The sequence below is a fragment of the Rhizobacter sp. P1_G5 genome (assembly GCF_056405435.1).
On record NZ_JBFUCB010000070.1, the window covers coordinates 1 to 16,141 of the forward strand.

19 protein-coding genes are annotated in these 16,141 nt (G+C 70.2%); 7 read left to right on the forward strand and 12 right to left on the reverse strand.

What is annotated here, in order from left to right; genetic code table 11:
* Positions 1-452 (reverse strand): DUF1028 domain-containing protein (locus AC1D12_RS07635; RefSeq protein ID WP_477839726.1); only part of this gene is annotated, 452 nt, incomplete at its 3' end.
* A gap of 192 nt (positions 453-644) precedes the next feature.
* Between AC1D12_RS07635 and AC1D12_RS07640 the strand changes: the two genes are divergently transcribed.
* Together AC1D12_RS07640 and AC1D12_RS07645 are read left to right on the forward strand one after the other, a co-directional pair.
* Positions 645-1,832 (forward strand): Fic family protein, encoded by a 1,188-nt coding sequence (locus AC1D12_RS07640; RefSeq protein WP_047507084.1) that lies wholly within the window; start codon positions 645-647, stop codon positions 1,830-1,832.
* A gap of 182 nt (positions 1,833-2,014) precedes the next feature.
* Complete coding sequence (locus tag AC1D12_RS07645) at positions 2,015-2,941, forward strand: hypothetical protein (RefSeq protein WP_477839728.1); 927 nt, start codon at positions 2,015-2,017, stop codon at positions 2,939-2,941.
* A gap of 27 nt (positions 2,942-2,968) precedes the next feature.
* On the opposite strand, the gene AC1D12_RS07650 is transcribed toward AC1D12_RS07645, so the two are convergent.
* Complete coding sequence (locus AC1D12_RS07650) at positions 2,969-3,367, reverse strand: GFA family protein (protein ID WP_477839730.1); 399 nt, start codon at positions 3,365-3,367, stop codon at positions 2,969-2,971.
* A gap of 51 nt (positions 3,368-3,418) precedes the next feature.
* Complete coding sequence (locus tag AC1D12_RS07655) at positions 3,419-4,276, reverse strand: LysR family transcriptional regulator (protein WP_477839732.1); 858 nt, start codon at positions 4,274-4,276, stop codon at positions 3,419-3,421.
* Positions 4,277-4,376: 100 nt separating this feature from the next.
* Between AC1D12_RS07655 and AC1D12_RS07660 the strand changes: the two genes are divergently transcribed.
* Positions 4,377-5,687: an aspartate aminotransferase family protein gene (locus AC1D12_RS07660; RefSeq protein ID WP_477839748.1), complete on the forward strand. Its 1,311-nt coding sequence runs from the start codon at positions 4,377-4,379 to the stop codon at positions 5,685-5,687.
* Here AC1D12_RS07660 and AC1D12_RS07665 read toward each other — a convergent pair.
* A complete protein-coding gene (locus AC1D12_RS07665; RefSeq protein ID WP_477839734.1) occupies positions 5,677-6,573 on the reverse strand; it encodes an SDR family oxidoreductase in 897 nt (298 codons plus the stop codon). The two genes, AC1D12_RS07660 and AC1D12_RS07665, sit on opposite strands and share 11 nt — an antisense overlap.
* Before the next feature lie 91 nt (positions 6,574-6,664).
* Between AC1D12_RS07665 and AC1D12_RS07670 the strand changes: the two genes are divergently transcribed.
* On the forward strand, positions 6,665-7,492 hold the full coding sequence (locus tag AC1D12_RS07670) for a helix-turn-helix transcriptional regulator (RefSeq protein ID WP_477839735.1): 828 nt from the start codon (positions 6,665-6,667) through the stop codon (positions 7,490-7,492).
* Between the two features lie 9 nt (positions 7,493-7,501).
* On the opposite strand, the gene AC1D12_RS07675 is transcribed toward AC1D12_RS07670, so the two are convergent.
* The gene (locus tag AC1D12_RS07675) at positions 7,502-8,530 is read right to left on the reverse strand and encodes an NADPH-dependent curcumin/dihydrocurcumin reductase (RefSeq protein WP_477839737.1); all 1,029 of its coding nucleotides are present in this window, start codon (positions 8,528-8,530) and stop codon (positions 7,502-7,504) included.
* A gap of 16 nt (positions 8,531-8,546) precedes the next feature.
* Positions 8,547-9,737 carry an MFS transporter gene (locus tag AC1D12_RS07680; RefSeq protein WP_465110555.1) on the reverse strand — a complete coding sequence of 397 codons (1,191 nt, stop codon included), beginning with the start codon at positions 9,735-9,737 and terminating at the stop codon, positions 8,547-8,549.
* An 88-nt stretch (positions 9,738-9,825) separates the two neighbouring features.
* Between AC1D12_RS07680 and AC1D12_RS07685 the strand changes: the two genes are divergently transcribed.
* The gene (locus AC1D12_RS07685; protein ID WP_477839740.1) at positions 9,826-10,821 is read left to right on the forward strand and encodes an AraC family transcriptional regulator; all 996 of its coding nucleotides are present in this window, start codon (positions 9,826-9,828) and stop codon (positions 10,819-10,821) included.
* 9 nt (positions 10,822-10,830) lie between these two features.
* Here AC1D12_RS07685 and AC1D12_RS07690 read toward each other — a convergent pair whose 3' ends face one another.
* Positions 10,831-11,136: a helix-turn-helix domain-containing protein gene (locus AC1D12_RS07690; protein WP_477827371.1), complete on the reverse strand. Its 306-nt coding sequence runs from the start codon at positions 11,134-11,136 to the stop codon at positions 10,831-10,833.
* Positions 11,137-11,195: 59 nt separating this feature from the next.
* Positions 11,196-12,110: an AraC family transcriptional regulator gene (locus tag AC1D12_RS07695; RefSeq protein WP_477839741.1), complete on the reverse strand. Its 915-nt coding sequence runs from the start codon at positions 12,108-12,110 to the stop codon at positions 11,196-11,198.
* Between the two features lie 100 nt (positions 12,111-12,210).
* Here AC1D12_RS07695 and AC1D12_RS07700 point away from each other — a divergent pair, with 100 nt between their 5' ends.
* Positions 12,211-12,963, forward strand: coding sequence for an SDR family oxidoreductase (locus tag AC1D12_RS07700; RefSeq protein ID WP_477839743.1), 753 nt, complete (start codon positions 12,211-12,213; stop codon positions 12,961-12,963).
* A gap of 22 nt (positions 12,964-12,985) precedes the next feature.
* Here AC1D12_RS07700 and AC1D12_RS07705 read toward each other — a convergent pair whose 3' ends face one another.
* Entirely contained in the window at positions 12,986-13,405 is a 420-nt protein-coding gene (locus AC1D12_RS07705) for a hypothetical protein (RefSeq protein ID WP_477839745.1), read from the reverse strand.
* A 130-nt stretch (positions 13,406-13,535) separates the two neighbouring features.
* On the opposite strand from AC1D12_RS07705, the gene AC1D12_RS07710 reads away from it, so the two are divergent.
* Positions 13,536-13,994: a hypothetical protein gene (locus AC1D12_RS07710; protein ID WP_477826497.1), complete on the forward strand. Its 459-nt coding sequence runs from the start codon at positions 13,536-13,538 to the stop codon at positions 13,992-13,994.
* Positions 13,995-14,016: 22 nt separating this feature from the next.
* On the opposite strand, the gene sugE is transcribed toward AC1D12_RS07710, so the two are convergent.
* From sugE to pdxR, 3 genes are all read right to left on the reverse strand, one after another.
* The gene (gene sugE / locus AC1D12_RS07715) at positions 14,017-14,334 is read right to left on the reverse strand and encodes a quaternary ammonium compound efflux SMR transporter SugE (protein WP_477826496.1); all 318 of its coding nucleotides are present in this window, start codon (positions 14,332-14,334) and stop codon (positions 14,017-14,019) included.
* A 1-nt stretch (position 14,335) separates the two neighbouring features.
* Positions 14,336-14,794 (reverse strand): carboxymuconolactone decarboxylase family protein, encoded by a 459-nt coding sequence (locus AC1D12_RS07720; protein ID WP_477826495.1) that lies wholly within the window; start codon positions 14,792-14,794, stop codon positions 14,336-14,338.
* 97 nt (positions 14,795-14,891) lie between these two features.
* Positions 14,892-16,141: MocR-like pyridoxine biosynthesis transcription factor PdxR (gene pdxR / locus AC1D12_RS07725; protein ID WP_477839747.1), on the reverse strand; the 1,250-nt coding region annotated here is incomplete at its 5' end.

Sequence of the window (16,141 nt, forward strand, 5' to 3'; positions counted from 1 at the left end):
TCGCCGGCCTGCATCGCCACCAGCAGGCGCTCGGCGAAGGGCAGCCGGTGCGCATCGCGGTAGGCCTGCGCCGTCGCCTCGATCACCTGCGGTCCGGCGAGCATGTTGCCGGCCACGCTGAAATCGTCGAACAGCTGGTGGCCGCACCAATCGATGCACTGGCTGCCGGTGTGGGCGACCGGTGCGCCGACGGCCGGCAGCAGGTGGACCTGGCGGTGCGCGCGGCCTTCGTCGCCGGCCAGCAGGCGCTGCAAGGCCTGCACCGCCGGCTCGCCATCGGCCAGCAGCGCCAGGCCCGCGGCACCATACAGCGGGTTCATCAAGGCCTGGGTCGACAACGCACCGACATCGCGCCGCGTGTGCACGCACAACGCACCGACCGCGAGGAAGCGGCTTGCGATCGCGACACCGAAACGGCCCTGGCCGTCACGCGCGACGATGGACCAGGTCATCGCCGCAGGCGCTTCAGCGAAGCGCTTGCAAACATGATCTCAACGACATATTTGTGTTCCCTGGCAGAAGACCGACAGGGTTGCAAGCCGTGTGCCACGCGATTGCCACGCCGATCGGCGCCGCTCACCCCGTGAGCCGCAATCCCCGATTTGCGGCTCATCATTTGAGCCGAAACACCTAGAATGCGGCTCATGGTTTCCATCAAGCCCCTCTTCGTCTGGCAGCAGCCGGCGTGGCCCGCGCTGACGTTCGACCCCGCGCGGGTCGGGCCGGCACTGGCGCATGCCCGCCGCATGCAGGGCGTGGTGGAAGGCAAGGCGCAGGCGATCGGCATCGAGCGCGATGGCCAGGTCGCCCGCGAGTTGATGGAAGACGAAGTGATCGCCACCGCCGCGATCGAGGGCGAGCGACTCGACCCCGCGGCCGTGCGCTCGTCGGTGATGCGCCGGCTCGGCCTCGCGACGACAGGGCCTCGTGATCGCCATGTCGATGGCCTGGTCGAGGTGCTCAACGACGCGATGAACGGGTTCGACACGCCGTTGGATGGCGAGCGCCTGCAGCGCTGGCAATCGGCGTTGTTTCCCGGCGGAACGAGCGGCATCCGCCGCATTGCCGTGGGCCGCTGGCGCGACCACGCCGAGCCGATGCAGATCGTCAGCGGACCGCCCGGCAAGGAGGTGGTGCACTACGAAGCCCCGCCCTCGCGCCGGGTCGCGAAGGAGATGGACCGCTTCCTCGCGTGGTTCGCGAAGACTGCGCCTGAGCCGGATCGCCTGCCCGCGCTCGACGGGCTGGCTCGTGCGGCCCTCGCCCACCTCTGGTTCGAGAGCATCCATCCGTTCGAGGACGGCAACGGCCGCGTCGGCCGCGCCGTCGTCGACATGGCGATCGCGCAGGACCACCGCGTTCCGGTGCGGCTGTACAGCCTGTCGCGCCAGCTCCTCGCCTCACGCACGGGCTACTACGACGCGCTGAACGCCGCCCAGCGCGGCGATGGCGACGCCACCGACTGGGTCCTGTGGTTCGCGCAGCAATTCGCGCTGGCCTGCGAGCGCTCGAGCCAGGTGATCGACCGCGCGATCGAGAAGGCCAGGTTCTGGCAGGGACACGCCCACCTCGAACTCAACGAGCGCCAGCGCAAGGTGCTGCAGCGGCTGCTCGACGACGGCGACGGCGGCTTCCTCGGCGGCCTGAATGCCGACAAATACATCAAGCTCACCGGCACCTCGAAGCCGACGGCGACCCGCGACCTGGCCGACCTGGTGCGGCACGGCCTGCTGTGGACGACCGGCCAGGGCAAGGCCGTGCGCTACTACGTCAACGTGCCGGGATGGACCCATGGGGTGACAGACTATTTCAACGACGACACAGTCGTGTGAATTCAGTGCCGCGCGTAAGCGGCTCCCCCACTTTCAGTGCATTTGGTAAGTGCAGGCCGAAGCAGCTTACGAAGCGACGACAGCGTGCAATCGCCAACCTACATTGCGCCGGCAGTACCCACCGGCGCACAGCTCCACGCAGTGCGCTTCATCCAAGAACGCAGTCAGAGGAGTTGTCACTCATGAAGTTGCTGAAGCCCACGTCCGCATTCAAATGGTCCGCGCTGGCCCTGTCCAGCGCCCTGCTCTTCGGCTGCGGCGGCGCCGACAAGAGCGCCGATGGCGAGTCGGCCTCGGCCGCATCGGTCACCGTCAGCGAGTCGGCCGCCGGCCTGTCGGTGCGCACCACCACCGGTGAAGGCAGCCGCTTCAACGGCAGCCATGTCGAGGCCGCGCTGTACACCTTCGCGGCCAAGGTCGATGCGGGCACCGATGCAGGCCAGGCCCTCGACGGCACGCTGGTGCTGCAGAGCGTCGCGCAGGACGACGGCAGCACCGCCCTCACCGGCAAGCTGATCGGCGGCAAGCTGACCGCCACGCCGAGCGATGCGGTGACCGCGCTGCAGGCCGAGTTCGCCACCGCGCTCGAAGCGCTGAAGACGGCCTACAAGACCGATGTCGAGGCGCTGCAGGCCACGCTGAAGGCCGCACTCGACGCGGCCGCCACGCCCGACGCCGGCCACCGCCTGAACGAGGCGCAGCGCGCCGCGATCAAGACCTTCATCGATGCGGTGAAGACCCGCACCGAGCAATTCAGGACCGACACCACCGCGCTGGTGACGAGCTACCAGGAGAAGGTGACGGCGGCCGGCGGCGACGCGAGCAGCATCACGCCCTGGGGCAGCCATGGCGGCAAGCAGCACGCCCGCAAGACGGTCTACGACGTGACCGGCGCGCAAGCCGCCGACGGCAGCCTGACGCTGAAGCTGACGGCCGGCAGCACGGTGCTCACCGGCACCGGCACGCTGGCCGCCGACGGCAGCCTGTCGGGCACGCTGGCCGGCCCGGCGACCGACGACACCGGCACGTGGCAGGCCACCGCGCTGGTCAAGCCGACGCCGACCCCGCCGTCGCCGCCGGCTTCGTCGGCGAGCAGCTCGACGAACTGATCGGTCCGCTGGCGGATCAGCTGCCCCTCACGCCGGCCGTTCAGCGTGCTGGGGCAGCCCGTCGTGGATCTCGAACCACTCGGCCTTGGAGCCGACGAAGATGTGGGCCGACGGCGCCTGCGGCAGCGGCGTGTTCAGGCTGCCGACGCGCAGCCGGACCACGTCGGGCGCGGAATCGCGCCGGCTCAGGATCGGCGAGCCGCATTCGGCGCAGAACACGCGGTGGATGCCTTCGGCGGTGCTGAAGCTCTTCAGCGACGCCTCGCCCGCGACGAAGCGCAGGTCTTTCGCCGCGACCGGCGCGGTCACCGCGAAGGCCGCGCCGGTCGCCTTGCGGCGGCGCGAACAGTGGCAGTAGAGGGCCGCGCCGATCGGGCCGTCGATCTCGTAGTGGATGGTGCCGCAGAGGCAGGTGCCGGTGTGCAAGGTGGACTCCGTCGGGGTGGTGCGGAACTGTAGCCGGCCTGCGTCGCTGCACTACGCGAGCGGCAGCGCCTGCCGCACATGCGCCCCGAAGGCCGACACCAGCGCCGACGGCTGCTCACGGTCGAAGGCCAGCGCGATGCCGACCGTCGGCAGCGCCGGCAGCCCGGCATCGGCCGGCAGCACCTGCAGGTCGTCGGGCACGGCGGTCTGCGTCAGCACCGTGATGGCTTGGCCCGATCGCACCATCGCCACCAGCCCGGCGAGGCTGCTGCTCGCGCAGGCCAGCCGGTAGGCCCTGCCCGCGGCCTCGAGCGCCTGCCGCGGCGCCTGGTGGTCGAACGCATCCGGCGCGCCGAGCGCGAGCGGCAGCGGGTCGAGCGACGCAGCACTGCCGCCGCGCTGCCCCACCCACACCAGCGGCTCGCGGCGGATCACGTCGGCATCGTCCGCTGACGCCATCACCGACACCAGCGCGAGGTCGATCGCATGCCGCGCCAGCAACTCGCGCAGGCGCGGCGTCGGCGCGCACACCACCTCCAGCTGCACGCGCGGGTTCAGGCTCGCGAAACCGCGCAGCAGGTGCGGCAGGAACACCACCGCATAGTCGTCCGGGCAGCCGAAGCGCAGCACGCCCGACAGCTGCTCGCCGCGCAACTCGGCCAGCGTCTCGTCGTGCAGCGCCAGCAGTTGCCGCGCATGCGCGAGCAGCCGCTCGCCGGCCGCGGTGAGCGTGACGCCGCGCCCGGTGCGAAACAGCAGCGGCTGCTCGACCACGCCCTCCAGCCGCTGCATCTGCATGCTCAGCGCCGACTGCGTGCGCCCGACGCGCGCGGCCGCCTGGCCCAGCACGCCGGTCTCGGCAATGGCGACGAAGCTGCGCAGCAGGTCGATGTCGAGTGACTGGCCCACGGTATGAATTCTCCTGATGGCTCGTTCCAAAACTATTCGCTTCCCGAAGCGCGTGCCGGTGCGCAAGATGCCACAACTCCACCACGAGGCCCTCACCATCATGAGCAGGAACGACGACCCGCAGTTCTGGCAGCAAGCGCGCCGGCACCTGATCCGCTATGGCGGCAGCTTCGAGCCGCTGATCATCGAGCGCGCGAAGGGCAGCTTCGTCTACGACGCCGACGGCCGGGCGATCCTCGATTTCACGTCGGGGCAGATGAGCGCGGTGCTCGGGCACTCGCACCCGGACATCGCGGCGGTCGTCACCGAGCAGATCCACTCGCTCGATCACCTGTTCAGCGGCATGCTGTCGCGCCCGGTCGTCGAACTGGCGGCACGGATCGCGCGCCATGCGCCGGAAGGGCTCGAACGCTGCCTGCTGCTGAGCACCGGCGCCGAATCGAACGAGGCCGCGCTGCGCATGGCCAAGCTGGTGACCGGCGGGCACGAGGTGGTCGGCTTCACGCAGTCGTGGCACGGCATGACGGGGGCCGCGGCCTCAGCCACCTACAGCGCCGGGCGCAAGGGCTACGGGCCGGCCTCGGTCGGCTCGWTGGCCATTCCGGCGCCGAATGCCTACCGGCCGCGCTTCACCCACTCCGACGGCACGCTCGACTGGCGCCGCGAGCTCGACGACGGCTTCGAGCAGGTCGACCGCCAATCCACCGGTGCGCTGGCGGCGTTCAYCGCCGAGCCGATCCTCAGCAGCGGCGGCATCCTCGAGCTGCCGCCGGGCTACATGGCGGCGCTGAAACAGAAGTGCGTCGAGCGCGGCATGCTGCTGATCCTCGACGAGGCGCAGACCGGCGTCGGCCGCACCGGGCTGATGTTCGCGTGCGAGCGCGACGGCGTGGCGCCCGACATCCTGACGCTGTCGAAGACGCTGGGTGCCGGGCTGCCGCTGGCCGCCATGGTGACCACCGCGGCGATCGAGGAAGAAGCCCATGCGCGCGGCTTTTTGTTCTACACGACGCACGTGTCCGATCCGCTGCCGGCGGCGGTCGGGCTGAAGGTGCTGGAGGTGGTGGAGCGCGATGGGCTGGTCGAGCGCGCCCGCGTCGCCGGCGAGCGGCTCGCGCAAGGGCTGCGGCGGCTGCAATCGCGGCACGAATGCATCGGCGATGTGCGCGGCCGCGGCCTGCTGCTCGGGCTGGAGGTGGTCAAGAGCCGCGACACCAAGGAGCCGGCGTTCGAGCTCGGCGAGGCGATCACGCGCGAGTGCATGAAGCTCGGGCTCAGCATGAACATCGTCAAGCTGCCGGCGATGGGCGGCGTGTTCCGCGTGGCGCCGCCGCTGACGGTCAACGACGGCGAGATCGACCTGGGGCTGGAACTGCTGGACCAGGCGATCGGGACCGCGCTCAGGCGCTGAAGTACCCGTTGTCCCGCATGTCCTCCAGCAGGCCGGGGCCGCTCGGCTGCCATCCCAGCGTGCTGCGCGTGAGCTCGCTGCTGCTCGGGTTGTCGATCGCGACGAAGCGGGCGATCCAGCCGAAATGCACGAGCGCTTCGTCAGGCGTGAGGCTGCGCACCGGCAGCTTGAGCCCGCGCCCGATCGTTTCGGCGATCTCGCGCATCGGCACGCCTTCTTCCGCCACGCCGTGCAGGCGCGAGCCCGGCTTCGCGCCCTCCAGCGCCAGCCTGTAGAGCCGCGCCGCGTCCGAACGGTGCACCGCCGGCCAGCGGTTCGCGCCATCGCCGATGGTCGCGGCAAAGCCGGTGCGGCGCGCGATGTCGATCAGCGCCGGCACGAAGCCGTGGTCGCCGGTGCCGTGCACCGTAGGCGCCAGGCGCACCACGCTCGATCGCACACCGGTCGCCGCCGCAGCCAGCACCTTGGCCTCCGACGCGGCACGCATGTGGCCCGCGGCACCGGGCACCGGCGCGTCGGCTTCGGTGCCGAGGCGCCCGTTCGCCAGCAACGCCGTGCCGCAGGTCCCGACGAAGGGCTTGCCCGTTCCCTCGAGCGCCCGCAGCATCGCGTCCACCGCGCGCAGGTCGGCCTCGACCGACGCCGCATACGCACTGAAATCATGGATGAACGCCATGTGGATCACACCGTCGCAGGCCGTCGCGCCGGCGACCAGGCTGTCGATGTCGGCCAGCTCGCCGCGATGCGCCTCGACGCCCATCGCCTCCAGCGCGGCGACCGCCGCGTCGTTGCGCGCCAGCCCGAGCACGCGGTGCCCTGCGGCCTGCAGCTCCCGCGCAATGGCCGACCCGATGAAGCCGGTGGCTCCCGTCACGAATACACGCATACTGACTCCCGATGAATGAAGGGGCGTACTGTCCTTCGTTGCACGGGCCACGAAAAGCCGAGAACGTATACAGGTATGAGAGCTAACAGGCATGACGGCTGACACCCTGCCCGACACGGTGCTCACCCTCGGCGCGTTCCTGCGCGATCGCCGCGCGCGCCTGCAGCCCGGGCCCGATGCGCCCGGCCGGCGCCGCACGCCGGGGCTGCGGCGCGAAGAGGTCGCGACACGCGCCGCGGTGAGCGTCACCTGGTACACGTGGTTGGAGCAAGGCCGCGGCGGACCGCCTTCCGATGTAGTGCTGGAGCGGCTCGCGCACGCGCTGGAACTCGACGCCGCCAGCCGCGAGATGCTGTTCCTGCTCGCGCAGCAGCGGCCGCCACCGCTCAGCCCGGCTCCGCCGTCGGCGGTGGCACCGGCGCTGCAACGCGTGCTCGATTCGTTCGCCACCAGCCCCGCGGTCGTGAAGACGCCCACCTGGGACATCGTCGCGTGGAACGCCGCCGCTGCGGCGGTGCTGACCGACTACGCCGCGTTGCCCGTCGGCGAGCGCAACCTGCTGCGGCGCCTGTTCGGCGAGTTGCGCACCCGCGGCCACTGGCCCGACTGGGAGTCGGGCGCCCGCTTTGCGCTTTCCGTGTTTCGCATCGACGTGGCCCGCACCGGCGGCTCCGCCGAAGCCGCCGCGCTCGCCGCCGAGCTGCAGGCGTGCAGCGCCGACTTCCGCCGCATGTGGGCCGAGAACGAGGTGAGCCGGCATTGGGTCGGCCACAAGCGCATCACGCACCCGGTCGCCGGCACGCTCTCGTTCGAGTATTCGACCTACTCGGTCGATGCGGCCGACGGCTTGAGCCTGGTGGTCTTCACGCCGACCACGCCGGAGGTCACGCGCGCCATCGCGTCTCTTCTGCAGAAGTGATGCAGTGACTCAGTCCTGCGCCACGCGCACGACGAGCTTGCCGAAGTTGCGCCCTTCCAGCAGCCCGCGCAATGCTGCCGGTGCGTTCTCCAGCCCGTCGACGATGTCCTCGCGCAGCGTCACCGTGCCTTCGGCGACGCGTTGCGCCATTTCGCGGCGGAAGGTGTCGAAGCGCTCGCCATAGTGGTCGAGCACGATGAAGCCCTGCATGCGGATGCGTTTCTGCAGCAGCGCGGCGTGCACTTGCGGCAGGCGATCCGGCCCGGTCGTCGGCTCGGCCTCGTTGTAGTGCGCGATGAACCCGCACACCGGCACGCGCGCACCGACGTTCAGCAGCGGCAGCACCGCATCGAAGACGGCGCCGCCGACGCTCTCGAAGTACACGTCGATGCCGGCCGGGCACGCCGCGGCGAGGCGCTCGGCGAACTGCGCGCCGCCGCGGTCGATGCAGGCATCGAAGCCGAGCACGTCGACCGCGTACCGGCATTTGTCGGCGCCGCCGGCGATGCCGACCACGCGTGCGCCTTTCAGCCTGGCGAGCTGCCCCGCCACTGATCCGACCGCCCCGGTCGCCGCCGACACGACCACGGTGTCCCCGGCGCGCGGCTGGCCGATGTCTTCCAGCCCGACCTGCGCGGTGAAGCCCGTCATGCCCAGGCCGCCCAACGCGAGAGACGGCTGCGCCATGTCGCCCAGCACCAGCAGGTCATCGCCGTTCGACAGCGCGTGGTCCTGCCAGCCCGCGTTCGCGAGCACCAGCTCGCCCACCGCGAAGCGCGGGTGCCTCGACGCGATCACCCGGCTCACCGTGCCGCCGACCATCGCTGCGCCGATCGCCACCGGCGGCGCGTAGCCCGGGCCGACGGGCTCCATCAGGTTGCGCATGTACGGATCGATCGACAGGAACAGCGTGCGCAGCAGCACCTGGCCCTCGCCCGGCGCAGGCACCGGCTGCGTCTCGAGCCGAAAATCATCTACCGCCGGCAGGCCGTGCGGATGCGCGGCGAGCACGATGCGGCGGCTGGTGGTGTCGTTCACGGTCGTGGCCCCTCGATCAGGCCCGCACCGGCCGCGGCCCGTGGCGCAGCGTCAGCAAGGTGCCCAGCGTCAGCGCCGCCACCGCGAAGGCCGGCCCGCCGAGCGCGCCGATGTGGTCGACCAGCAGCCCGCCGCCGATGGCACCGCTCGCGATCGCGATCTGGAACGCCGCCACCAGCAGGCCACCGGCCCCTTCGGCCTGGTCGGGCGCAGCCCGCACGATCCAGGTCTGGAAGCCCACCGGGAACGCGCCGAACGCGAAGCCCCACAGCGGCACGGCTATCGCGGTGACCCACGACGAGCTGCCGCCGACCAGCAGCGTGGCCGCCAGCAGCGCGATCAGCACGCCACCCGCCACGATGGCATGGCGCTCGCTGCGCTGCGCGATCCAGCCGCCGGCGAAGTTGCCGAAGAAGCCGCCGATGCCGTAGCCCAGCAGCACCGCCGAGACCGCGCTCACCGACAGGTGGGTGACGTGCTCCATCAGCGGGCGGATGTAGGTGAAGCCCGCGAAGTGGCCCGACACCACCAGCAGCACGGCCAGCAGCGCCACGCGCACCGGCGGGCGCCGCAGCAGCTCGCCGAGCACGCGCAGGCTCGGGTTGTCGCGCGGCGGCAGCGCCGGCAACGCGAACAGCTGCACCGCGAGCGTCAGCACGCTGACGACGCCGGCCGCGACGAACGCGCTGCGCCAGCCCCACACCGAGCCCATCCACGCACCGATCGGCGCGGCGCCGACGGTGGCGACCGAGACCCCGGTGAGGATCACCGACATCGCGCGCGCGAACTGCGCCTCGGGCACCAGCCGCAGCGCCAGCGCCGCCGACATCGACCAGAAGCCGCCGAGCGCGATGCCCAGCATCACGCGCGCCACCAGCAGCACCGGCAGGCTGGTGGCGGTGGCCGCGATCAGGTTGGACAGCATCAGCAGCGCGGTGAGCGCCAGCATGACGATGCGGCGGTCGATGCGGCGCGTCAGCAGCGGGATCGACGGTGCGGCCACCGCGCCGACCAGCGCCGTGGCCGTGACGGCCTGGCCGGCCGCGCCGTCGGTGACGCCCAGGTCGGCGGCCATCGCGGTGAGCAGGCTCGCGGGCAGGAACTCGGCCGTGACGAGACCGAACACGCCCAGCGTCAGCGACGCAATGGCGAACCAGTCGGCATGGCCGGCAGGGGAATCTGGAAGTGCGATCGGGGCAGAAGACACGTTGCGCAGGCCGGGAGAAGGCCTTGTGGTGGACTGGGAACACAGCTTATGGCTAGGATCTCGGCGTTTGAATGCCGGAAGAGCCGAAATGAATGACTTTTTGTCCGACCGAGATCAACTGACCGAGATCCTGCTGGGGCTGCGGCTCGATGGCGTGGAGTACGGCCGCTGCGTGATGCGGGCGCCGTGGGCGGTGGCGTTTCCGGCGCAGCGCGCGGCGCGCTTTCATTTCGTCGGCAGCGGCGGCAGCTGGCTGCGCACCCCGTCGACCGACTGGAAGCGGCTGAACCCGGGCGATGCGGTGCTGCTGCCGCGCGGCAGCTTCCACATCCTGGCCAGCGCGCCCGACGTGCCGGCGGTGGACATCGATTCGCTGGCGCGGGTGGCGGTCTCGGACAACATCTACCTGGTGGGGGCCGAGAACATCGGGCCGGCGGTGCCAAGCGGCGAGGCCGACAGCGCGGTGCCGCCCGACGTGATGTTCTGCGGCGCGCTGCGCTTCAACCTCGACCCCTTGCACCCGCTGCTGACGATGATGCCGGACGTGATGCACGCGGGCGACCTCGCGACGCGCGACGTCACCGTGCCGGCGCTGCTCGAGGCGATGGAACGCGAGGTGGCGCTCGACCGCATCGGCGCCTGCGGCATCCTCGCGCGGCTGGCCGACGTGCTGGCGGCCAGCATCATCCGCGCGTGGGTGGAGTGCGGCTGCAGCGATTCCACCGGCTGGATCGCGGCGGTGCGCTGCCCGAAGATCGGCAAGGTGATCGCGGCGATCCATGCGCAGCCCGAGCGCGACTGGAGCGTGCCGATGCTGGCCGACCTGATGGGCTCGTCGCGCTCCAGCTTCGCCGAGGCTTTCACGCGCACGATGGGCGAGAGCCCGGCGAAGTACGTGGCCAAGGTGAAGATGTTCCAGGCGCGCCACTGGATCGCCAACGACGGCATGCGCATCGCGGTGGCGGCCGACCGGCTCGGCTACGACTCCGAGGCGTCGTTCAGCCGGGCGTTCAAGCGGGTGATCGGGCACCCGCCGAGCGCGTCGCGGGTGGGGGAGCGGGTGCCGGTGGGGGCCAGGGCGTAGAGAGCCCGTTCACGCAAGTGCCTCGCGAACGATCTCCGGATGCTTCATCGCAATGCGAATCAAGGTCTGGGCGGCGCCGGATGGCGATCGACGCCCTTGCTCCCACTCCTGCAGCGTGCGCTTGGAAATGCTCAACGCCTCGGCGAACTGGGCTTGCGACAAGCCTGTGTTTTCACGCGCCTGCACCACTTCGTTCGGCTCGACCTTCGTCGTGCGTGCAGCGCTGCCAGCCTTCATTTCACGCACCGATTGCAACAGCTTGAGCCCCAGAGCCTCACCGGAGGATGTTCGCTTCGAAGAAGGACGGCTGACCATGTTGGGTGGCAATGTACGTCTCGGACGTATGCACGTCAATGACGTACAGGCGTTCGACATCAGCTCTGCTGAGCTGCCGACTGCAACCGCGCATACCGCCCCGGTGCCTGCCCCACGTGCCGGCTGAAGGCCGTGCTGAAGGTGCTGGCCGAGCTGTAGCCGACGCGTTCGGCCACCTCGGCCATCGCGACGCCGCTGCGGCCGAGCAGGTCCTTCGCGAGGGCCATGCGCCAGCCGAGCAGGTAGGCCATCGGCGACAGCCCCACCGCGCGCGAGAAGCGCTCGAAGAAGACGGAGCGCGACAGAGCGGCCCGCTTCGCGAGTTCATCCACCGTCCACGCGCGTGCGGGCTCGCCATGCATGTCGCGGATCGCCGTGGCCAGGCGCGCATCGGCCAACGCGCGCAGCAGGCCCGGCGGTGCCGTGTCGCCGGGCGCGGAGCGCAGCGCCTCGATCAGCAGCACCTCGACCAGCCGCGACAGGATCAGCTCGCGGCCCGGTCGCTGCTCGATCGATTCGCCCCGCACCAGCTGCACCAGCAACGGCAGCCGCTCGACGCCGCGCACATGCAGCACGCTGGGCAACAGCGACACCATCAAGGCCGCATCCGGTGAATCGAACGCGAAGTACCCGCCGAGCATGCGCACCTCCGGCGGCCCGCCACGCCGGCCATGGCGGATCTCTCCTTCGGGCGCCGGCTGGACCAGGGGATCGACGAAGACCGGAACCGCCGGCGCGGCACTCGACATCGTGAACCCGGGCGTGGCCGGCATCAGCAGGAAATCGCCGGCCGCCAGCGTGATCGGCTCCTGTCCGTCGACGGCCAGCAGGCACTCGCCCTCGAGCATCGTGCAGAAGCTCGGCTGGCCGAAGCTCGAATAGCGCACCGCCCATGCGCCTGCGCCACTGATGACCTTGGAGTACACCGCGCGCGGCCGCAGCAGCGCGATCACCTCTGCCAGCGGATCCACCATGGCCGGACTCCTGCAAACGAATGTCGGACTGATGATTGTAGAGAGTCCTGACTTTCGCCGGTATCGTTCCGTCATCGTCAACACACCACCGAGGCACCGAATGAAAACCGTCCTGATCACTGGCTGCTCGTCCGGCTACGGGCTCGAGACCGCCCGCCACTTCCATGCGCAAGGCTGGAACGTGATCGCCACGATGCGCACGCCCCGCACCGATGTGCTGCMCACCGGCGAGCGCCTGCGCGTGCTGCCGCTCGACGTGACGCGGCCCGGCAGCATCGCCGCCGCCCTCGACGCCGCCGGGCCGATCGACGTGCTGGTGAACAACGCCGGCGTCGGGTTGTTCGGTGCGTTCGAGGTGACGCCGATGTCGACCGTGCGCGACATCTTCGAGACCAACACCTTCGGGATGATGGCAATGGCGCAGGCCGTGCTGCCGCAGTTCCGCAGCCGCCGCGCCGGGCTGGTGATCAACGTGACCTCGACCGTGACGATGGTGCCGATGCCGCTCGTCGCGGCCTACACCGCGAGCAAGACGGCGATCCAGGGCTTCAGCACCTCGCTCGCGCTGGAGCTGGAGCCGTTCAACGTCCGCGTGAAGCTGGTCGAGCCGGGGTACGGGCCCGGCACGCGCTTCACCGAGAACGGATCCGAGCGCATGCAGGGGTTGATCCCCGAGGCCTATGCGCCGTTCGCGCAGGCGATCTTCGCGTCGCTGGGGAACCCGGGCGCGGTGACCACCGCGGCCGATGTGGCCGACGCAGTGTGGCGCGCCGCGAATGATGCGAGCGGGCGGATGCGCTACCCGGCGGGTGYGGATGCGGTCGCGCTGGCCGGGCGGGTCGGTCTCAGCTGAGCGGCACTACAACGTCGACCAGTCACTGATCGCGCGGTGCAACTGAGCGCACCGCGATGTGCGCGCCGAGCACCGCCGTGGGAATCACGGTGGCCAGCGCGAACAGGTTGAACCACAGCGGCTGGTCGCCCCAGAAGAGCAGCCCGAAGGCCAAGCCGAGCACGCCGACCGCAAACCCGTTGAAATAGGGATAGCGCTTCGCCAGCCGTGCAGCGACAAAACCGCCGGCCATCGTCGTCAGGCTGCCGAAGACGATGTTGAACAGCAGGAAGCTCGGACTGCTGGTGACCGCCGCCAGGTCTTGCGACACCTGCTCGGCGGAGCGGCCGGTGACGGTGACCTCGTCGCTGTGCATCAACAGCAGCCCGATGCCGAGCAGCATGTCGAGCCCGATCGTCAACAGGAAGCCGAGCGCCACCGCCTTGGCGTTGATGCGGCTCACTGGGTGCGGGCCACGAAGAGCGGCGCGGCGGCCAGCGCAGGAAGCAGGGGAAGGGTTCTCAAGGCGGACTCCACGGACGAAGACCGCGTATTCTGCCCGCCGGGCACCGCGCCATGACCGATGAAACCGCATGAATCCCTATCACCCGCCAGAAGCCTCTCTCACCATCGAGCCGGTACCACGCCCCCAACGACCGCGTTTGCTCAAGGTCGGCATCGGGTTGCTGGCATTCGAGATGATCGGCAACCTTCTGCTGACTCTCGCTCATGTCTGGTTGCTCAAGCACTACCGGCCTGCCGAAGATTACTCGTCCTTGGTGGTCGCCTCGTTCGGCGTCGTGCTGTTGGAAGCACCCCTTCTATGGCTACTGGCACGCGGGGCCAACTGGGCGCGGTATGTGGCCGCCGTGTTGATTGCGTCACCCCTGTATGGCTATGCGTCCAGGTTCCCGCTTTCCGAGGTTACCGACGCCGTCGCCTACGAACTCGCCCGGGACGGAATCGGTCTCGGCCTGATGGTTGCTGGCTGTGCCCTGTTGTTCACACCCAGCGTGGCGAAGTGGTTCCACCAGGTCCGAACCTTGCGATAACGACCGCCATCGCCATTCGACATCAGTCGACGACCAGCTTCAGCCCGATCACCCCGGCCAGGATCAGCGCGATGCACAGCACGCGCAGCGGTGCCGCCGAATCGCCCATCGCCGCAATCCCGACGATCGCCGTGCCGGCTGCGCCGATGCCGGTCCAGACCGCGTAGCCGGTGCCCATCGGCAGCGTGCGCATCGCGAGCGACAGCAGCACGACGCTGGTCAGCCCGGTGGCCACCGTCAGCAGCGACGGCATCAGCCGCGTGAAGCCTTCGGACGACTTCATGCCCCAGGCGAACGCGATCTCGAGCAGCCCCGCGATGACGAGCAGCAGCCAGGCCATGTCAGGCCGCCTGGGCCGCTGCGGCGGGGGTCGCGCGGAACGCGACGCCGAGGCGGTTGAAGGCGTTCATCAGGCCGATGGCGTAGGTGAGGTCGGCCAGCTCCTTCTCGTTGAACTCGGCGGTGGCGGCCCGGTACTCGGCATCGGGCACGCCGGTGTCGGCGACGCGGGTCACAGTCTCGGCCCAGGCCAGCGCGGCGCGTTCGCGGACGCTGAACAACGCGCCGCCTTCGCGCCATCCCGGCACCAGCACCAGCTTGTCCACGGCGAGGCCCGACTTCAGCAGGTCGCGCGAATGCATGTCGATGCAGAACGCGCAGCCGTTGATCTGCGAGACGCGCAGGTAGACGAGGTCGATCAGTTCCTTCGGCAGTCCGCTTTTCTGGACGGCGGTGTAGACGCCGAAGTAGGCCTTGTAGCCCTCGGGGGCAGCCTTGGCGTAATCGAGGCGGTGGCTCATGACGATCCTTGCATGTCGTGTGATGGAAAGACGCCATCCTGCGCCGTCTTGGCCCATCCCAGAAGAGCCAAGAATTGCCTTGCCGACTGGGCCATGATCAGAGCAGGTCGACGATGCGCCTCGCGAGGTTCTCGGCAGTGCGCCGCGAATCGATGTTCGTGAAGCCGAGCAGCAACGCCGGCGGGCCGTCGCGGTCGAAGGCCCAGTCGGTCAGGGCCTCGGCGAAGAGACCGGCCTCGCGCATGCGCGCCGACAGCTTGCGATCGGAGCGCCGGGCCTGCAGCCGCAGGATCAGGTGCATGCCGCCGGGTTGCGGGTCGATGCGCAGGTGCCGGCCCAGCACGCTCTCGAGCCCGGCCACGGCGGCTTCGCGGCGCTCGGCATAGAGCCGGCGCATGCGCTGGATGTGGCGCGCGAAATGGCCTTCGGTGATGAAGGCCGTGACGATGGCCTGGCTCAGCTGCGGGCTGCCGCCTGCGAAGGCCTGGCTGATCTGCTCGAAGCGTTCGACCAGCGCCGGCGGCACCACCAGCCAGGCCAGCCGCAGGCTCGGGAACAGCAGCTTGCTGAAGGTGCCGGCGTAGAGCACGCGGCCGTCACGGTCGAGGCTTTGCAGCGCGGGCAGCGGGCGGCTGACGTAGCGGAACTCGCCGTCGTAGTCGTCCTCGACAATCCAGGCCTTGCTGCGCGCCGCCCAGTCGAGCAGCGCCAGCCGCCGGGGCAACGCCAGCGATACGCACAACGGGGCCTGATGAGACGGCGTGACGATCGCGCCCCGCGCGCGCGGGGCGCGCCGCAGGCCTTCGTCGACCACGATGCCGTCGGCATCGACCGGCACCGGCGCGGCCGTGATGCCCATGTGCTGCAGCAGCTCGCGCGTGGGCGGGTAGCCGGGGTCTTCGAGCCAGACGCGGTCGCCGGCCTTGAACAGGGCCTGGCCGATCAACTGCAGAGTGTGGCGGTAGCCGGTGGTCACGAAGACCTGCGACGGCGAGCAGCTGACGCCGCGCGACAGGTGCAGGTAGGCGGCGATCTCGGTGCGAAGCGCCGGCAGGCCGTACACCGAGGGATGCGCCATGTCGATGGGCTGCATCGCGCGCACGCAGCGCGCGCCCAGGCGCGCCCAGATCTTGCGCGGGAAGGCATCGAGGGCGGGCAGGCCCATCTGGAACGGCAGCGTGGTGTCGGGCCGGAAGCTGGGCTCGGCCGGGCGGGGGCTGGCAGGCGCTGGCGTTTGCGGCAGCGGCGCGCGCGGCTTCAGGTCGGGCGAGACGACGGTGCCGGCCTGGCCGCGGGCCTGGATGTAGCCCTCGGCGACCAGCAGGCCGTAGGCCGACTCGATGGTGC